Genomic DNA, 16,365 nt, shown 5'->3' with positions numbered 1-16,365 from the left:
TTGGCAGTAACTGCCTGAACCTGCTGGAGGTGTTTTCACGATGTTGATGCGCACTGACCCCTTCCGTGAGCTGGACCGGGTGACGCAGCAGCTGCTGGGTCCGGGGACGTGGTCGAGGCCGTCGGCGATGCCGATGGACGCCTACCGCGAGGGCGACCAGTACGTGGTGGCCTTCGACCTTCCCGGCGTCACCGCTGACGCGATCGACATCGACGTCGAACGGAACATGCTCACCGTCAAGGCCGAACGCCGGCCGGTGGCGAAGGCCGACGACGTGCAGATGGAGCTCTCCGAGCGGCCGCTGGGCATCTTCTCCCGCCAGATCGTGCTCGCCGACACCCTCGACACCGAGCACATCCAGGCCGACTACGACGCGGGCGTGCTCACCCTGCGCATCCCAATCGCCGAGCGCGCCAAGCCCCGCAAGATCTCCATCGGCGTCGGCCCCGGTCACCGGGAGATCTCCGGCTGACACGGGCCGAACCGGCGCGGAGGACGGGCACCTGCTCTTCCCTCACCCGTCCTCCGCCGCCCCATGTGGCAGGCAGAGAAGAGCGGGAAGCGGTGGCGGCCGAGGTGACACCGCGAGGCGAGGCGTCTCTCGACCGGGGCGAGGAACGCGGCGAGTACCGCACGGCGGAGGAAGCCGAGCGCGCTCCCCGGGTGGCACTCGTCTCGCTCGGCGCCCCCCACCGAGCGGACCGCGCCCCGGGACGCCAGCGCCGTGCTGTCCACGGTCGCCGACCCCGTCGGCGACGACCCGCTGGGGCAGACCCCGCTCCAGCTCCCCGCCGCCCACGACCTCCACTCCGGCCGCCCCCCACCACCTGACCGGGTGCGCCACGAAAGGCGCCTCCCCCGACCACGAGCGAGCGGACGAGGTTTCCGCCCGGCCCCGGCAGGGATGGGGACGCCGACTGACCGGCGACGGACGCACGCGTCGACCTGGCCGTCGACCTGTCCGTCGACCCGGCCGTCGACCCGGCCGTCGACCTGGCCGCTGGCGGCGCACGGTGGACAGCGGGCGCCGGCTCGCACTCGGGCGCTCGGCCGGGCGGGGCGCCGGGGCACACGCGGGCGCCGGTCAGGCGAACGGCTGCGGCCACGGGTTCAGTTGCCCCTCGGCGTGCACCGGGTGCCCCGCGCGGGCCGGCGCCTCGTACAGCCGCCGGTGGCCCTTGAACTGCGCCAGCGGGTCCACGCTCATCGGCTGGAGGTCCGGGATCACCACGTTGACGGCGGTCAGCCCGCAGGCGGCCAGCTCCCGGGTGGTGCGGTCCACGACCACCGGGCGGGCACCGATCTCCGCCAGCCGGCCGGTGACCTGCCGCAGCGCCAGCGCCGGGTCGGCGGGCAGCGCGGCGGTGGCCCGGCCAGGACGGTCCTCGGCGCCGTCGAGCAGGAAACCGAACGCGCCGGCGCGTTCCGGCGCGGCCATGTACCGGGAGGCAGCGGTGAGCGCCGTCATGTCCTCCACGGCGACCGGCTCCGCCCCCTCCTCACGCCGCTCGTCCTGGTGCTCGTGCAGGAACTCGATGAGGGAGACCGCTTCGAGCACGGCCCCGACCGCCGCGTCCGCGAGGCCGCGGCCGGTCCCCGCCGCGACCGTGGTGCGCACGGCGGGATCGTGCGGCGCCACCAGGACGCAGTACACCGTGGGCACGCCCAGGTCGCCGGTGGCGTCGAAGAGACAGGTCCGCACGAACCGCTGCTCCAGCTCCCGCGCGAGGTCCCGCACGGTGTCCCCGAGGGCGGCGGGGGCCAGCGAGGGCAGCGCCATCCGCTGGAGCCACAGCACCGCGACGGCGTCCCGTTCGATGACCTCCAGCGCGCCGCGCAGCACCGCCTCCACCGGGTCGGTGTGCACGGCGTACCCGGTGGAGATGGGGTAGCAGAAGCGTTCGGCGTCCATCGGGTCGGCGAGGCCGTAGCAGGCCATCGCGGCCGGGACCCACAGCTCCCGCCGGGTGCGCAGGTCCGTGCCGCGCACCCACCGGATCGGCGCCCGCGGATCGAAGGGCACGAGCCGGCACTTGGGATGGGCGTACTCGGCCGCCGACAGGCGCGGGAACCGCTCGGGCTCCAGGCACGCGCCCGCGAGCTCGGCGGCACTCGCCACGACGCGTTCCTCACCGAGGGTGTCGCAGCCCGCGTACCGTTCGGCGGCTTCCGCGACGGCGAGGAAACGGGCCAGGTCGGGTGAGTGCGGCGCCCGCCCGCCGCCCTGTGCCTGGGTGCCGATGCCGAGACCGCGCGCCACAGCGGGTTCCCCGACCTCGGCGGAGCAGCGGTAGGTGCGTGGCAGCAGGGGCGAGCGTCGGGGCGCGCTGACGCCGGAGACCACGCCGTACGGGGAGACCAGGGCGTCCAGGGCGCGCAGCCCCGCCGGGACCTGTGGGGCGTGCTCCATGGGACGTACTCCTCGCGCGACGGGGCCAGCGGGACCCACCCTGTGCGCGCTCCCGGTCGCGCCCCGGTCCCGCGTCGGTCCCGCGTCGGTCTCCCGCGGACCGGGTCACGACCGGGGGACCCCCGAGGCTGTGCGGCGTGGCCGCCACGAGGCGGCCACGCGCACAGCACCGTGCCGTCGGAAGGAGAACACCGTGAGCGACAACGGAGTGGATCTGGATCTGGAGCTGGAGGCGGAGGACTACGAGGAGTCCGGGCCCATGACCCCGATGGACCTGGCCTGTCAGGGCTCCAGCTGCGGCGGCGCCTGCATGTTGCCGGCGTGCTTCATGAAGCCCCGCCCCTGACCCGACCGAGGTCTCCAGCTCCGGGAGGCGTGGCCGCGCCGGCGTCAGCGGACGTGGGCGCGGCCACGCCTCGGCGGCCCGTCCGGTGTCGCACCGCACCGACCGGGCCGCGCCCGGAGAAGCCCAGGGAAGAGGAAAGACGCGACATGGTGGAACCGACACCGCCGCCGTCCCCCGTACTGCTCGGGCTCGGGGCGTTCGGCCTGCGGGTGACGCGGCTGCTCGCCGACCGCCTGCCCACCGCCCGGGTGGTGGGCGCCGACATGATGGAGCGGACGCTGCGCCAGCGACCCGGCCCGCTGGTGGTCGCCTCCTGGCGGCCGGCCCCCGGACTGTGCGAACGGGCCGACGGCCTGGCGTACGCACTCGGTGTGCCCTGGCTGCCCGTCATCGACGAGCACCCGGCCGTGCTGATCGGTCCGCACGTCATCCCGCCCGGCGGACCGTGCTTCGCCTGCTACCGCGACCGCTGCGCGCAGCACGATCAGCACCATCGGGACACCGAGGCCGTGCACCGCGCCTACGACCGCGACCCGGGACTCGGCCCCACCGGGTATCTGCCCGCCCACGCCCGGGTGGCGGCCGGTGTCGCCCTGGGAATGCTGCGCCGTCCCGGCGCGCACCCGGGACGCGTGGTGCGGCTCGCGAAACAGGACATGTCCTTGGGCGGTCACCCCGTCATCCCGCGCCACGGCTGCCCCCGGTGCGCCCCGGTGAGCGCCCGGCCGGGGCCCGCGCTGCCCGCACTGCTGGACGCGGCGTACGAGGAGGCCGGCGATGTCCGTTGATCACCACCGCGGTGGCCGACCGGCCACCGGCGCGGGCACCGTTCTCCCGGGCCCGGCGGGTCCCGGGCCCGCGGAACACGGCGGGGAGGGCCGACCCGCTCCGGCCGGTGCCGCGGGTCCGGCGCTGCGGCGCGGACTGGCCGTGATCGCCCACGAGGGGGGGACCATCGTCCAGGGCGGCACCCGCCGGCACGTCTTCCGGGGGAGAACGGCACGCGAGGTCCTGCCCGCACTGCTGCCGCTGCTGGACGGCACCCGCACGCGCCCCCGCCTGTGCGCGGCGGTGGGGCTGTCCGCGCCGCAGCTGGACGCGGTGCTGGCCCTGCTGCGCCGGCGGGGGCTGCTTGAGGAGCGCCGCGGGTGGGGCGCCGAGCGGGTGGCCGACCATGTGGCGGACTTCGTCTCCCGCGGCGTCGAATGGACCGGCGCGCACCGCGACGCCGGTGGCTGGCTCGACGCCCTCGGCCGGACATGCGCCCTGGTCTACGGCCCGGCCGGTACCGCCGGTGTCATCGCCGCCGACCTCGCCGAGAGCGGAGTGGGACACACCGGGACGCCACCGCCACCGGGACGGGCCCCGGAACAGGCCCCCGCCGCCCCCGCCTCCCGGGGCGCCGCGCGCACGCTCCTCGTCGTGGTGGACGAACCCGGGCAGGACGGACTGCTGGAACGGGTCGCCGCCCAGGGCGCCGCGTGGGACGTCCCGGTGCTGCGGGTGGCCGTCGACGGCGCCCGGGTGGAACTCGGCCCGGTGTTCCTGTCCGGCTACACCGCCTGCGTCGCCTGCTGCCGGGCCGGCCGGGCCGCCGCCGGCTGGGGCGAGCCGCGGGCCGTGGACCCGGACACCCGCGACCTGCTGGCCGGTCTGGCGTGCTCCGAGGCGCTGGCGCTGCTGGGCGGGTCGAGTACGACGGCCCCGGCCCGCACGCTGCGCGCGGTCTCGGTGCCGGACGGGCGGAGCGAACGCTTCTTCGTGGCCCCCGAACCCGGCTGCCCGGCCTGCGGCACCGGTCCGGCCGCCGAGGACGGTGCCGCCGTCGCCGAGCTGTACGAGTGGACCGTCGAGCGGCCCCCGCCGCCGGCGGTCAGGCCCGGCGACCCGCCCCAGGACGTCGCCGCCCGCTGGGCGGACCTGGCCGGGGACCGGCCGGCGCGGTCCTTCCTCACCCGGCCCCGGTGCCCGTTGCCCGCGGCCCGGCTCCCGGTGCCCGGCACCTTCGGCGTGCGGACCGCCCGGCCGGCCGGCGACCCCTCGGGGACGGCGGAGATCGCCGACGTCCTCGCCCGGGTCGGCGGCTTCCGGGACATCGACGACCCCGCGGCGGGCCGCTGGGCGCCCAGCGGCGGTTCGCTTGCCTCGGTGGAGCTGTACCTGCTGACCCGCGAGGGGCAGGTGGACCTGCCCGGCACGGTGTTCCGCTACGACGACACCCGCCACGAACTGATCGCCGTACGACCGGAACCGGTGCCTCTCGACCGGGCGCTGCGCTCCACGGACCTCCGTGCCGAGGACGTCGGCCACGTCCTGGTCATGGTGGCGGCGCACCAGCGGCTGGCCGCCAAGTACGGCGGCTTCGCCTACCGCCTGGCCCAACTCGACGCGGGCTGCGCCACCACCCAGCTGTCGGCGGTGCTGCACAGCCGTGGCGCGTCCGTGGACTTCGCCTCCGCGTGGGGGCCCGACCTCGCCGTGACCCTCGACCTGGTGCCGGGGGACCAGTACGTGACGGCGGTCGCGGCGGTGGGCGCACCGCCGCGCGCCCCGCGCGCGCACGCCCCGAGAGAGAACTGAGAGAAGGCCCCCTCATGCCGCTCATCCCCGAGGACGAGACGGAACGCCTCATGCCCGCCCTGGTGGGGCCGGCCCGCCGCGCCCTGCCCGCCACCGGCGGCCGGCCCCCGGCACCGGCGAGCGTCGCCGCCGCGCCCGCCGCCACGCGCCCGCTGGACGCGGTGCTGCGCGAACGCCGCTCGGTGCGCGCGTTCGCCCCGCGCCCGCTCGCCGCCGCCCTGCTCAGCGAGGTGTTCGCCCGCGCCCGCGCCACGCAGACCCGTCAGTGGCCGGTGGCGCGGCACGGGGACGTCGGCCTGCGGATCGTCCTCGCCGCCCCGGCGGTGGACGGCCTGGCCCCGGGCCTGCACCGCTGGGACCACGCGCACGGCTTCCGCCCGCTGCACGCCGGGTCAGGCGTCACCCGCTCGCTGTGCGAGGCGTACACGGACGCCCCGGCCTTCGCGCTGGTCTGCGGCGCACCGGGCAGGACGGCGGACGCGGCCTACGCGACGCTGCTCACCCGGGCCGGTGCCCTGGGGCACGCGATCCTCCTGTCGGCCTGCACCCACGGGCTGCTGTGCTCCCCCTGGGGAGGGGCGAGTCACCAGGTCACCGGCGCGCTCCGCGCCTCGGGCGGCGCCGGGCGCCACCTGTTCACCATCGCCCTGGGCACGGCCGGGGCCGGCCCGGCGCCTGGCACGGCGGAAGGCCGGGCCGTATGAGGGGCGACCGGCCCGGGGCACCGGGGGAGGAGCGGACCACCGGGCGGCTGACCGTACGGCGGGCGGCCCGGCGCATGGCGGGCCGCTTCGCCCCGTACCGGTGGCAGGTCGCGGCCTCCCTGTGCGTCGTGGTGCTGGTCGCGGGGCTGTCCGTGAGCACCAACCTCGTGATCGCGCGGATCATCGACGACGCGCTGCCGTACGGGGACACCGCGCTGCTGGCGCGGCTGTGCTCGCTCATGCTGGCCATCGCCGTCGCGACGAGCGTGCTCAGCGTGGTGGAGACCGCGCTGACCCAGTGGATCGGCCAGCGGGTGACCGCCGACCTGCGGGTCGAGGTGTTCGACCGGGCGCACTCCCAGTCCCTGGACTTCTACACCGAGCACCGCGAGGCGCGCGTCCAGGCGCGGCTGGTGAGCGACATCGACGGGGTGAGCCGCTTCCTCACCGGGACGGCTCAGACCATCCTCTCGTCGTTCACGCTGCTCATCGTGTCGCTGGTGATCATGCTGACCCTCAGCTGGCCCATCGCGGTGGCCTCGATGCTGCTGGCCGCCGTCCTGGGCTGGGTGAACAGCCGGTTCGCCCGCAAGCGGCGGCTGCTGTTCAGCCAGAGGCAGCGCCACCTCACCTCCCTTCTGCGGTACGTGGCGGAGGACCTGTCGCTGGGCGGGGTGCTGCTGGGCCGCACGCTGGGGCGCAGAGGAGCCCAGCGCGCGCGTTTCGTGGAGAAGGCCGAGCTCATACGGGACCTGACGTACCGCCAGCGGATGGCGGGGGCCACGGCGACGGCCCTGATCGGCGCCACCTTCGCGGGCGTCCCGCCGGTCATCTACTGGCTGGCCGGGACCTGGTTCGCGGATCTCTCGGTGGGGACGGTCGTGGCCCTCGTCATCCTCCAGTCGCGCCTGGCCGGGCCGATCCAGAGCCTGCTCCAGCTGAGCGGCAGCCTCCAGGCGTCCATGGCCATGTTCGAGCGGATCATCGAGTTCCTGGACCTGCGGATGACGGAGCCGGCGGCCGGGCCCCCGGAGGCCCAGCCCGGTGCGCCCGGTCCCGGCCCCGGCGGCCCCGCGCGTCCCGGCAGCGCGCTCGGGGTGCGCGTGCGCGACGTCTCCTGGCAGTACCCGGGAACGGCGCGCTCCGCCCTGGACGGCGTCACGCTGGACCTGACGGCCGGCGCGGTCCATCTGCTGGTGGGCCGCAGCGGCTCGGGCAAGAGCACCCTCGCGCTGCTGCTGGCCGGCCTGCTGCCACCGCAGCACGGCTCACTCCGCACCGACGACACGGAGGGCCCACCCGACCCGTCCGCCGCCCAGGACCGGGACGCCATGGCCGCCGTGCGGCGATCGGTGGTGCTCGTCCCCCAGCACACGACCCTCTTCGACGGCTCGCTGCGCGAGAACCTCGCCTTCGTCCGGGACGGGGTCAGCACCGCCGAGATGGACGCCGCGCTCTCCGCCGTCCGGCTCGACGGGCTGGTCGCCTCGCTGCCGGACGGCTACGACACGCCCGTCGGGGGCGACGGCCACCGCCTGTCCGGGGGCGAGCGCCAGCGCGTGGGCATCGCCCGCGCCCTGCTGGCGGACTGCCGGATGCTCATCCTGGACGAGGCCACCAGCGCCCTGGACCCGGAGACCGCCCGGGCCGTGGACCGGGCCGTGCGCGACCACTGCCGCGACCGGACGCTGGTGATGATCTCCCACCGGGCGCCGCGCGTGGAACCGGCGGACCGCGTCATCGTCATGCGCCGGGGGGCGGTCATCGAGCAAGCAGTCGGGGCGATACCCCGTTCCACCACGGAGAACGACGAGGAGAACCATGCCGGATCGGGCGGCGAGGACCAGCGACGTGCCCAGGCTCGGGACCGGGTTGGGATACCGGAGTGAACTCCACGACTACGTCATGGCCGGGAGGGGGACCATCGAATGGCTGGAGATCATCACCGACAACTACCTGACCGGGGACGGGCGGCTGGACGAACTGAGGGCCCTGCGGGAGGACTTCACCGTGATCCCGCACGGCCTTGAGATGTCCGTCGGCTCCGAGGGCCCGCTCGACCTGGAGTACGTCGACGCCGTGGCACGGGTGGCGGACGCCGTCGACGCCCCGTGGTTCAGCGACCACCTGTGCTTCACCCGCGAGGCGGGCATCGACCTGGGCAACCTCGTGCCCACCGTCCAGACCCTCGACAAGGCCCGTGGCATCGCCGCCCGTGCCCAGCAGGTGCAGGACCGGGTCGGCAGGCCGTTCCTGCTGGAGAACATCGCCACCTACCTCGACATGCCGGGCGAGCTGTCCCAGCCGGAGATGATCCGCGCCGTGCTCGACCACTGCGACTGCGGCCTGCTGCTCGACCTCAACAACGTCGTGGTCAACTGCGTCAACCACGGCTTCGACCCGTACGCCTACCTGGCGCGGCTCCCCCTGGACCGGGTCGTCCAGGTCCATCTGGCCGGCAACACCGAGAACGCGTACGTGGCCGGCCTCCTGATCGACAGCCACGACGCTCCGGTGGGCGAGCGGGTGTTCGCGCTGCTGGAGTGGCTGCTGCGCCGGCGGCCCGACCTGCCGGCGGTGATGATCGAACGGGACAGCGCGTTCGCCTTCTCCGTCCCCGAGATCGACGAGGACCTCCGCCGGACGCGCGACCTCATGGCCCGGTACGCCTCCGCGGGAGCGCCCCGGTGACGCCCGCGCCGGTCTCCTTCCAGGCGCTCCTGGCCCGAGCGCTGACGGCCCCCGGTCTGCTGCGGGAGATACGCGAGGACCCGGACGCGTTCGCCGACCGGGAGGGCCTGCCCCGGGACGAGGTGCGCCGGCTCGCCGACATGCGGCCCCAGGGCCTGGACGCCACCTCGTGGATCGCGGGGGAGAAGACCCGCGAGCAGATCAGGGCGCTGTACCCGGCGACGATCACAGTGGCGGGCACCCTTCCGGGGGCAGGGGAGCTGCTCGCGTACGGCCCCCCGGGCGGTCGCCTGGACCGCCCCGGGGAGGCAGCGGCGGTCGGCCGGCGACTGGAGGAACTGGCGGCGCGGACGGAGGTCCCGGGGGAGGGGCGCCGGTCCGTGTTCCTGGACCTGATCCGGTTCGAGACGCTGTGGTACGAGGCGCGGGCCGCTCTCCCGGCCGGGCGCGAGACCGCCACCGCCCCGCGCGGCCCGGCGCTGCGGCCCGGCACCCTCCTGGCGTCCTTCGGCTGCGAGGTCGTGGCGGCGCACCGCGCGACGCTGGCAGCGGGTCGACTGGCGGACACGGCGGAACGCCCCACCACCTACCTGCTGGCGGCCGGAGCCGGCGAACGGGTCGCCACGGTGCGGCTGACCCCGTCCGCCCACGCGGTGCTCGCGGCCTGCGACGGGAGCACCCCCGTGGCCCGGCTGGCGGAGGCGACCGGCCACCGCGCCGACCGGATCGACGCGCTCCTGGCGGGCCTGTGGCACAAGGGCCTCGTCCTTCTCCCCCGGGACCCCTCCCGTCCTCCGCCGCCCGCTCACGGCCACCGCTGACCCCTCCCCGGAGCTCCTCCCGGAGACCACGCACGTGACGTCAGCTTCGTCGCGTCCGCCCCCGTGGTCGCCGGCAGGGTGGTCACGGGACGAGCAGGAGCTTGCCGCCGGGGCGGCGGGATCGGCTGAGCTCGGCGGCTTCCCGGACCTGGTCGAGGGGGTAGGCGTGGGCGACCGGTATGAGCAGGACGCCTTCGCCGGCGAGTCTGGCGAACTCGTGCATCTGGTCGTAGCGAATCTCGGTGGTGGTCCGGGCGCCGAGTTCGGCCGCGGCGGCGAAGTCCGAGACGGTGAGGACACGGTCGGGGTCCCCGGTCAGCTCGATGAGGGCCGGTAGCGAGCCGCCGGCCGGGCTGGGCTGGTCGGCGCGGTCGATCCGGCCTCCGGTCGGCGCGGCGTCCAGGGCGCGGTCCACGGGGCCCAGGGTCAGTGCGCTGACGCGTGCGGCCATGCCCTCGCCGTAGGCGGTCACCTGGGCGCCGATCCCTTCCAGGGCGGCGGCCCGGTTCTGTCCGGCGGTGGCGATCACCCGGATTCCCCGGTGCCGTGCGAGGCGTGCCGCCGCCTCGCCCACGGTGGTGCCCGCGCCGTGGACGAGCAGCAGCTCGCCCGGCTGGACGCCGAGGTCGTCGAGCGCGCGCCAGGCCGTCTCGGCCGCCGTCGGGAGCGCGGCGGCTTGCTCGAAGGGGACGCCTTCGGGGACGGGCGCCCAGGCCGGCATCAGCGCGTATTCGGCGGCGCCGGCTGTCGGGCCGTCGAAGGTGGCCGGGCCGAACACGCGGTCGCCGATCCGGACGCCGGTGACGTTCTCGCCGAGCGCGTCGACGGTGCCCGCGACCTCAAGGCCGAGCCCGCGCGGGGGCGGTGGCAGACGGTCGGCGAGGAGGCCGTCGACGAGGTGCCAGTCGGCCGGTGCCAGGCCGCACGCGCGCACGGCGACCCGGATCTGGCCGGGGCCCGGCTCCGGGTGGGGGACGTCGCGGAGCAGGATCACGTCCGGGGAGCCGAACCGGTCGAACTGCAGAGCCTTCATGACGATCTCCCGACTGATGACAGCATCTGTTGTCATCGACCGTACCAGCTGACGACAGCTCCTGTTGTCGTACTCTGGCGGGTATGCCGCGATGGGAATCCGACGCACAGGGCCGGCTCGAACGCGCGGCGCTCGATCTGTTCGAGACGCAGGGGTTCGAGCGCACCTCGGTCGCGCAGATCGCGGGCGCCGCCGGTCTGAAGGAGCGCTCGTTCTACCGCTATTTCCCCGACAAGCGGGAAGTGCTGTTCGCCGGCGACGCACTCGAGGCCCACCTCGTCGCCCAGGTCGAGGCGTCGGATCCGGGCCTGGCCCCGATCGAGGTGCTGCTGACCGCGCTGGGGACCGCGGAGGGGATCTTCCGCCCGCGCGAGTTCCTGCTGCGCCGTGGGAGAGTGATCGCCGCCAACCCGGCGCTGGCCGAGCGTGATCTGATCAAGCTCGCCGCCGTCGCCGACGCGCTGGCGTCGGCCCTTGAGCGCCGCGGCGTCGAGCCGGGCGAGGCGCGGTTCGTCGTCGACGTGGTGCTGGCGATCCACCGGCGCGCCATGCCCCGCTGGCTGGCTGAGCCGGACACCACCCTCGCTCAGCTCCTGGCCGAGGCCGCCGCCGAGCTGCGCGGAGTGGTCGCGCCGCCAGCCGCGACGGTCGACTGAGCCGGCCGCGCACAGACCTCGCAGACAGGCGTGGTACCGGCTGTCCGGGGAACGGCTCTACCTCAGTGCGGTCTCCTGCCCATGTGGTCGGTTCCCTGGGGGAGCGTCGCCGGTAGTGGCTGCGTCGAGTCGTTGACTGGTGGTGTCGGCGCCGGCTTGACCAGTGCGGCAGGTCGGCCGTGGTGCTGGCCGGCGAGTGAGGACTGTGGGCCGGTGGGGTGCCGCGCTGGCGCTGGCGACGGCGGTGGGGAAGGCTCGGGCGAGCAGGGCGAGGGTGATGTGCCGGTGCCATGCCCGCTGCCGTGGGTCGCCGCCCCGGCTACCCCTATACCGACGGCCTCGTCCAGCAGGACGCGCTGCGGGACGAACTGGCCCAGCCCGGCTTGTGACACGCGGCTGAGCCCATGTCGCCCCCGGCGGATCGGGGCCGCGCCAGGCCGCGTCGCGGGGTGACTCGACGGGACTACGTCGGTGGCGGGCAGTCACGGTCACCGAGTGCCGCCTCGATCCGGCGGGCGATGTCGATGAATGTGTCGACCTCCTCCGGGCTCAGCCCCCGCACGGATGTTTCCTCCAGCGCCCGCCACATCGCCGTGAGGGGTTCCCGCAGGGCGCGGCCTTTGTCGGTGAGCCAGATGACCGCCGCCCGCCGGTCGTGCTCCGCCGGCTCGCGGGTGAGGAGTCCGGCGTCCCGCATCCGGCGCAGGGACTTGGAGACGGTGGAGTGGTCCAGGCCGACGCTGTCCAGGAGTGCGGACTGGGGCTGGCCGTCCTTGTCGAAGAGCCGCATCAGCAGCAGTTCCTGCCCCGGGTGGAGATCCAGGGCGCGGAGCATGGCCGCGGCCCGGCTCCGGTGGGCTCGCGCGAGCTGGAAGACCGCGTGGCTCAGGCGTCCTTCGCGGGCCGAACTCGGCACCGGCGGTTCGGAATCGTTCAACGCTGCTGCTCCTCGGATGGGGTGGGCGGCGGGCCGGAACGCCGGCCGCGGTGAAAGAACCCCGCGGACGGGAGTGCCGCCGCGGTGCGGACCGTGCTCCCCCGTCATCGCGGCGGGCCGACGATGACGTTTCCATACCGCTCGGAAGCCTCTGCCAGCAGGGAAGGGGAGATCTCGAAACCCTCGGGACGCGGCGTGGCCAAGTCCCGTCCGGCATGGCGGAACATGCCCTCGATGCCGCCGGGTGTGGTGATCACGAGGAGGTCCGCGCGTTCGGAGGTGATGCGGTAGGAGTGCGGAACGCCACGCGGCAGGTAGACGATCCCTCCCTCGCCCAACTCGTGTTCCTCCTCGCCGCACCACACCAACGCGGTGCCTCTGACGAGCAGGAACACCTCGTCCTCGCGTGTGTGCAGATGGAACGGCGGTGCCTCGCCCCGAGGGACGTCGAACCGGCCCACGGTCAGCTTCCCCTCGGTGTCGTCCTTGCCGAGCAGCACGGAGAACGTGCCCCCGTCGAGCCATTCGAGCTTCTGCTGTTGCTCCCGCTGCGCCAGATGGGCCAGGGCCATGGTCATGGGATTCTCCTCGGTGGTAGAGGACGGTCCGGGATGGTCGGTCGTGCGGAGGCTGGTCCGCAGGACCGATTTAAGTGGCCAGCCACATAAATGTAGCCCAGTAATCAAGTGGCTGGCAACATAAATGTTCGCGCTCCGGCGCCTGGGCGCTGGCGGACAAGGCCGGGTCTACCGCCACCTCGGGCTGCGCGCAGGGGCTGGGCGCACGGCTCGGCCTCGCGGCCTCCACCCGGGGCTTGCCGTCTACTCCCGACCGCTGTCTTCCCCGCGTTGGCCACGTGACGGGACCACCGTCGGTGCCCTCGACGCCGTGCACGAGCAGCGGCCGCCGTACCGTGCCGTCCGGCCTCGGTCCGCCCGACGTACTCCGCGATCGCCGGGCCGGCCTCGCCGTCCTTCAGTCAGGCGATCGCTTACGCGCGGGGCGCCGTCATGCCGGCACCTTGTCCAGGAAGCCGTGCACGTCCTGGATCCGGCCTGACTCGTCCAGCACCAGGACGTCGAATCCGATCACCAGCGGCTCGGCTCCCTCCGGGCCCAGGCCCCAGCGGAAACGCACCAGGCGATGGTGGGCGTCGGCCTCACCGACCTGGGCGAACACGAACCCGGGAAACCGCGCCCGGACGCCGTCGACGACCGCCGTGATCCCCTCGTGGCCGGAGACCTCCGCCAGCGGATCGGTGTAGGTCGCCTTGGGCGACCAGTGCTTGGAGAGCAACGTCGCCCGCTCGTCGCCGGTCGCGTTCCAGGTGGCCAGGTACTGCGCAACAACAGCCTTCATGGTTGCTTTCTCCCGTTCGTTCCGATCGGCTGCCGGCATCCTGGCCCGGGCCCGGCCGGCGGATCCACGACCTCCCAGGTCATGGCCCCCCGGATACGGACCCTTAGGCTCACGGGCATGAGCGTTGCAGTCGAAGCCCCGCCGGTCGGTGCGCTGTTGCGGACCTGGCGCGAACGACGTCGGTTCAGCCAGCAGGAGCTGTCCAACCGGTCGCGGGTCTCCACCCGGCACCTCAGCCGGGTGGAGACCGGCAAGGCGCACCCGACGCCGGAGATGCTCATGCGTCTCTCCGACAACCTGGATGTGCCGCTGCGGGAGCGCAACCGACTCCTGTTGGCCGCCGGCTACGCACCGCGCTATCAGGATCGCCGGTGGGACGACGCGTCGATCGCGGTGGTGATGGACGGTCTGCGCCGGCTCCTCGACGCCCATCTGCCGTATCCCGCGCTACTGTTGGACGATCACTGGGACATCGTCGACGCCAACGCCGCCGTCGACCGGCTGCTGACCGGTTGCGCGCCGGAGTTGCTGGAGCCGCCGGTCAACGTGGTCCGGGTCTGCCTCCATCCGGACGGGCTGGCCCGCCGGATCGGCAATCTCGCGGAGTGGGGCGGCCACCTGCTGCGGCAGGCGAGTCACCGTGCCGAGCGCACCCATGATCGGCGCCACCACGAGCTTGCCACGGAGATCGCCGGGTACCTCGGCAAGCCCGACGTCCCCACTCCCCCCACGGGGCCGGTGATCACTCTCGAGATCGACGTCGACGGCGACCCGCTCCGATTCTTCAGCACCTCCGCCACCCTCAGCACCGCCTCCGACGCCGCCTTGGAGGGGCTGCATCTGGAGACGTTCCTGCCGGCCGACCACGAGACCCGACGCCGGTTCGACCAGCGGTAGACCATGCCAGGAGGTCCCGCCGCGGGCCAGGCTCACGGAATCGGCGCGCGTGCGGGTCCGCGCGCGCGACGCATGAAAGCAGGCTTGTCTCCTGGCTGTTCGGCGGCGAGATCACTCGCGTTGGTCACGCGGTTGTCCACACGGGGCCTCCGAGAGCCCCAGCCGGAGAGAAACCGCAGGTCAGCCCTGGGAAGATGTGGTGTCCGAGGGGGGACTTGAACCCCCACGCCCTTAAACGGGCACTAGCACCTCAAGCTAGCGCGTCTGCCATTCCGCCACCCGGACGAGGTGAACGCGCGACCTCCGGGGCCGCGCCGACGAGGGAAACCATAGCAAAGGTCCGGGCCCCGATGACGCGCCGGCCCCCGGGCCCGTTCCGCGGGCGGCGACCGGCCCACGGCCTTGGGAACGGGGCCGGTCGGGGGGAGGATGAGGGGACGTACCGCAGGAGGAGGCAGTTGTGAGCGCAAGCAGCCCCGGCCAGGGCGGCGCCGCCCGGGAGAGCGCGGCGGGTGGCGGCCTCGGCCGCGCCGAGGAGGAGGTCGTCGACCTCTGCCGCGAGCTGATCCGGATCGACACCAGCAACTACGGCGACCACTCGGGCCCCGGGGAGCGGGCCGCCGCCGAGTACGTGGCCGAGAAGCTGGCCGAGGTCGGCCTCGAACCGCGGATCTTCGAGTCCCACCCGGGCCGCGCCTCCACCGTCGCCCGCATCGCCGGCGAGGACCCGTCCCGGCCGGCGCTGCTGATCCACGGCCACACCGACGTGGTGCCGGCCAACGCCGAGGACTGGACCCACGACCCGTTCTCCGGCGAGATCGCCGACGGCTGCGTCTGGGGGCGCGGCGCGGTCGACATGAAGGACATGGACGCGATGACGCTGGCCGTCGTGCGTGAGCGGCTGCGTTCGGGGCGGAAGCCGCCGAGGGACGTGGTGCTGGCGTTCCTCGCCGACGAGGAGGCCGGCGGCGTCTACGGCGCGCGCCATCTGGTCGACCACCACCCGGAGTTGTTCGAGGGCGTCACCGAGGCGATCAGCGAGGTGGGCGGCTTCTCGTTCACCGTCAACGAGAAGTTGCGGCTCTATCTGGTGGAGACGGCCCAGAAGGGGATGCACTGGATGCGGCTGACCGTCGACGGCACCGCAGGCCACGGGTCGATGACCAACGACGACAACGCCATCACCGAGCTGTGCGAGGCGGTGGGCCGGCTGGGGCGGCACAGGTTCCCCGTGCGGGTGACCAAGACGGTGCGTTCCTTCCTCGACGAACTGTCCGACGCGCTCGGCACCCCGCTCGACCCGGAGAACATGGACGAGACGCTCGCCAAGCTCGGCGGCATCGCCAAGATCATCGGCGCCACGCTCCAGAACACCGCGGCCCCCACCCAGCTCGACGCCGGCTACAAGGTGAACGTGATCCCCGGCCAGGCGACGGCCGCGGTGGACGGGCGGTTCCTGCCGGGTTTCGAGGAGGAGTTCCTCGCCGACCTGGACCGCGTGCTGGGCCCCCGCGTGAGGCGGGAGGACATCCACAGCGACAAGGCGCTGGAGACCACCTTCGACGGGGCGCTGGTCGACGCGATGCAGACGGCGCTGGTCGCCGAGGACCCGATCGCGCGGGCGGTCCCGTACATGCTCTCGGGCGGCACCGACGCGAAGTCGTTCGACGACCTGGGGATCCGCTCGTTCGGCTTCGCGCCGCTGAAGCTGCCGCCGGAGCTGGACTTCGCCGGGATGTTCCACGGTGTGGACGAACGGGTCCCGGTTGACGGGCTCCAGTTCGGCGTACGGGTGCTCGACCGCTTCCTGGACCAGTGCTGAACGGAGGGCGGCCCTAAATCGTTCGGGCGTGCGGAATTCCTCAGGTCAGGTGAATGCCGGTGGGGTTTCGTGCCCTTGTTTTGACCCTCTCGTTGCAACACATGCAGTC

At 74.0% G+C, this 16,365-nt stretch carries 16 protein-coding genes and 1 tRNA gene; 11 read left to right on the top strand and 6 right to left on the bottom strand.

Annotated features, from left to right (window positions below; genetic code table 11):
- Positions 1 to 40: 40 nt before the first annotated feature.
- The gene (locus CRP51_RS06965) at positions 41 to 472 is read left to right on the top strand and encodes an Hsp20/alpha crystallin family protein (protein WP_097230126.1); all 432 of its coding nucleotides are present in this window, start codon (positions 41 to 43) and stop codon (positions 470 to 472) included.
- Between the two features lie 612 nt (positions 473 to 1,084).
- On the opposite strand, the gene CRP51_RS06955 is transcribed toward CRP51_RS06965, so the two are convergent.
- Positions 1,085 to 2,410, bottom strand: a complete 1,326-nt coding sequence (locus CRP51_RS06955; protein ID WP_097230125.1) for a YcaO-like family protein — start codon at positions 2,408 to 2,410, stop codon at positions 1,085 to 1,087.
- Positions 2,411 to 2,603: 193 nt separating this feature from the next.
- Here CRP51_RS06955 and CRP51_RS28750 point away from each other — a divergent pair, with 193 nt between their 5' ends.
- From CRP51_RS28750 to CRP51_RS06925, 7 genes are all read left to right on the top strand, one after another.
- Positions 2,604 to 2,756, top strand: coding sequence for a hypothetical protein (locus CRP51_RS28750; RefSeq protein ID WP_170970453.1), 153 nt, complete (start codon positions 2,604 to 2,606; stop codon positions 2,754 to 2,756).
- Positions 2,757 to 2,902: 146 nt separating this feature from the next.
- Entirely contained in the window at positions 2,903 to 3,544 is a 642-nt protein-coding gene (locus CRP51_RS06950) for a TOMM precursor leader peptide-binding protein (protein WP_097230124.1), read from the top strand.
- Positions 3,534 to 5,336 (top strand): nitroreductase family protein, encoded by a 1,803-nt coding sequence (locus CRP51_RS06945; protein ID WP_141514558.1) that lies wholly within the window; start codon positions 3,534 to 3,536, stop codon positions 5,334 to 5,336. The genes CRP51_RS06950 and CRP51_RS06945 overlap by 11 nt, the downstream gene beginning before the upstream one ends.
- Positions 5,337 to 5,350: 14 nt before the next feature.
- A complete protein-coding gene (locus CRP51_RS06940; RefSeq protein ID WP_097230122.1) occupies positions 5,351 to 6,040 on the top strand; it encodes a nitroreductase family protein in 690 nt (229 codons plus the stop codon).
- Entirely contained in the window at positions 6,037 to 7,929 is a 1,893-nt protein-coding gene (locus CRP51_RS06935; protein ID WP_097230121.1) for an ABC transporter ATP-binding protein, read from the top strand. The genes CRP51_RS06940 and CRP51_RS06935 overlap by 4 nt, the downstream gene beginning before the upstream one ends.
- A complete protein-coding gene (locus CRP51_RS06930) occupies positions 7,862 to 8,731 on the top strand; it encodes an MbnB/TglH/ChrH family RiPP precursor modification enzyme (RefSeq protein WP_097230120.1) in 870 nt (289 codons plus the stop codon). Before CRP51_RS06935 ends, CRP51_RS06930 begins: the two co-directional genes overlap by 68 nt.
- Entirely contained in the window at positions 8,728 to 9,552 is an 825-nt protein-coding gene (locus CRP51_RS06925) for a hypothetical protein (RefSeq protein WP_097230119.1), read from the top strand. The genes CRP51_RS06930 and CRP51_RS06925 overlap by 4 nt, the downstream gene beginning before the upstream one ends.
- 82 nt (positions 9,553 to 9,634) lie before the next feature.
- On the opposite strand, the gene CRP51_RS06920 is transcribed toward CRP51_RS06925, so the two are convergent.
- Positions 9,635 to 10,585: an NADP-dependent oxidoreductase gene (locus CRP51_RS06920; RefSeq protein ID WP_097230118.1), complete on the bottom strand. Its 951-nt coding sequence runs from the start codon at positions 10,583 to 10,585 to the stop codon at positions 9,635 to 9,637.
- A gap of 83 nt (positions 10,586 to 10,668) precedes the next feature.
- On the opposite strand from CRP51_RS06920, the gene CRP51_RS06915 reads away from it, so the two are divergent.
- Positions 10,669 to 11,241 (top strand): TetR/AcrR family transcriptional regulator, encoded by a 573-nt coding sequence (locus tag CRP51_RS06915; RefSeq protein ID WP_097230117.1) that lies wholly within the window; start codon positions 10,669 to 10,671, stop codon positions 11,239 to 11,241.
- Between the two features lie 463 nt (positions 11,242 to 11,704).
- Here CRP51_RS06915 and CRP51_RS06910 read toward each other — a convergent pair whose 3' ends face one another.
- The 3 genes from CRP51_RS06910 to CRP51_RS06900 form a co-directional block, all read right to left on the bottom strand.
- On the bottom strand, positions 11,705 to 12,178 hold the full coding sequence (locus CRP51_RS06910; RefSeq protein WP_097230116.1) for a MarR family winged helix-turn-helix transcriptional regulator: 474 nt from the start codon (positions 12,176 to 12,178) through the stop codon (positions 11,705 to 11,707).
- 104 nt (positions 12,179 to 12,282) lie between these two features.
- Positions 12,283 to 12,756: a cupin domain-containing protein gene (locus CRP51_RS06905; RefSeq protein WP_245880418.1), complete on the bottom strand. Its 474-nt coding sequence runs from the start codon at positions 12,754 to 12,756 to the stop codon at positions 12,283 to 12,285.
- Between the two features lie 430 nt (positions 12,757 to 13,186).
- Positions 13,187 to 13,537: a nuclear transport factor 2 family protein gene (locus tag CRP51_RS06900; RefSeq protein WP_097230115.1), complete on the bottom strand. Its 351-nt coding sequence runs from the start codon at positions 13,535 to 13,537 to the stop codon at positions 13,187 to 13,189.
- Positions 13,538 to 13,654: 117 nt separating this feature from the next.
- Between CRP51_RS06900 and CRP51_RS06895 the strand changes: the two genes are divergently transcribed.
- Positions 13,655 to 14,434: a helix-turn-helix domain-containing protein gene (locus CRP51_RS06895; protein ID WP_097230114.1), complete on the top strand. Its 780-nt coding sequence runs from the start codon at positions 13,655 to 13,657 to the stop codon at positions 14,432 to 14,434.
- Positions 14,435 to 14,631: 197 nt separating this feature from the next.
- Here CRP51_RS06895 and CRP51_RS06890 read toward each other — a convergent pair.
- Positions 14,632 to 14,719 (bottom strand) — tRNA-Leu (locus tag CRP51_RS06890).
- A gap of 175 nt (positions 14,720 to 14,894) precedes the next feature.
- Between CRP51_RS06890 and CRP51_RS06885 the strand changes: the two genes are divergently transcribed.
- Complete coding sequence (locus CRP51_RS06885; protein WP_097230113.1) at positions 14,895 to 16,256, top strand: M20/M25/M40 family metallo-hydrolase; 1,362 nt, start codon at positions 14,895 to 14,897, stop codon at positions 16,254 to 16,256.
- Positions 16,257 to 16,365: the final 109 nt, after the last annotated feature.

This window comes from Streptomyces zhaozhouensis, from assembly GCF_900230195.1.
In the GTDB taxonomy this organism is placed as follows: Bacteria; Actinomycetota; Actinomycetes; order Streptomycetales; family Streptomycetaceae; genus Streptomyces; species Streptomyces zhaozhouensis.
This window is presented reverse-complemented; position numbering and strand designations above follow the sequence as displayed.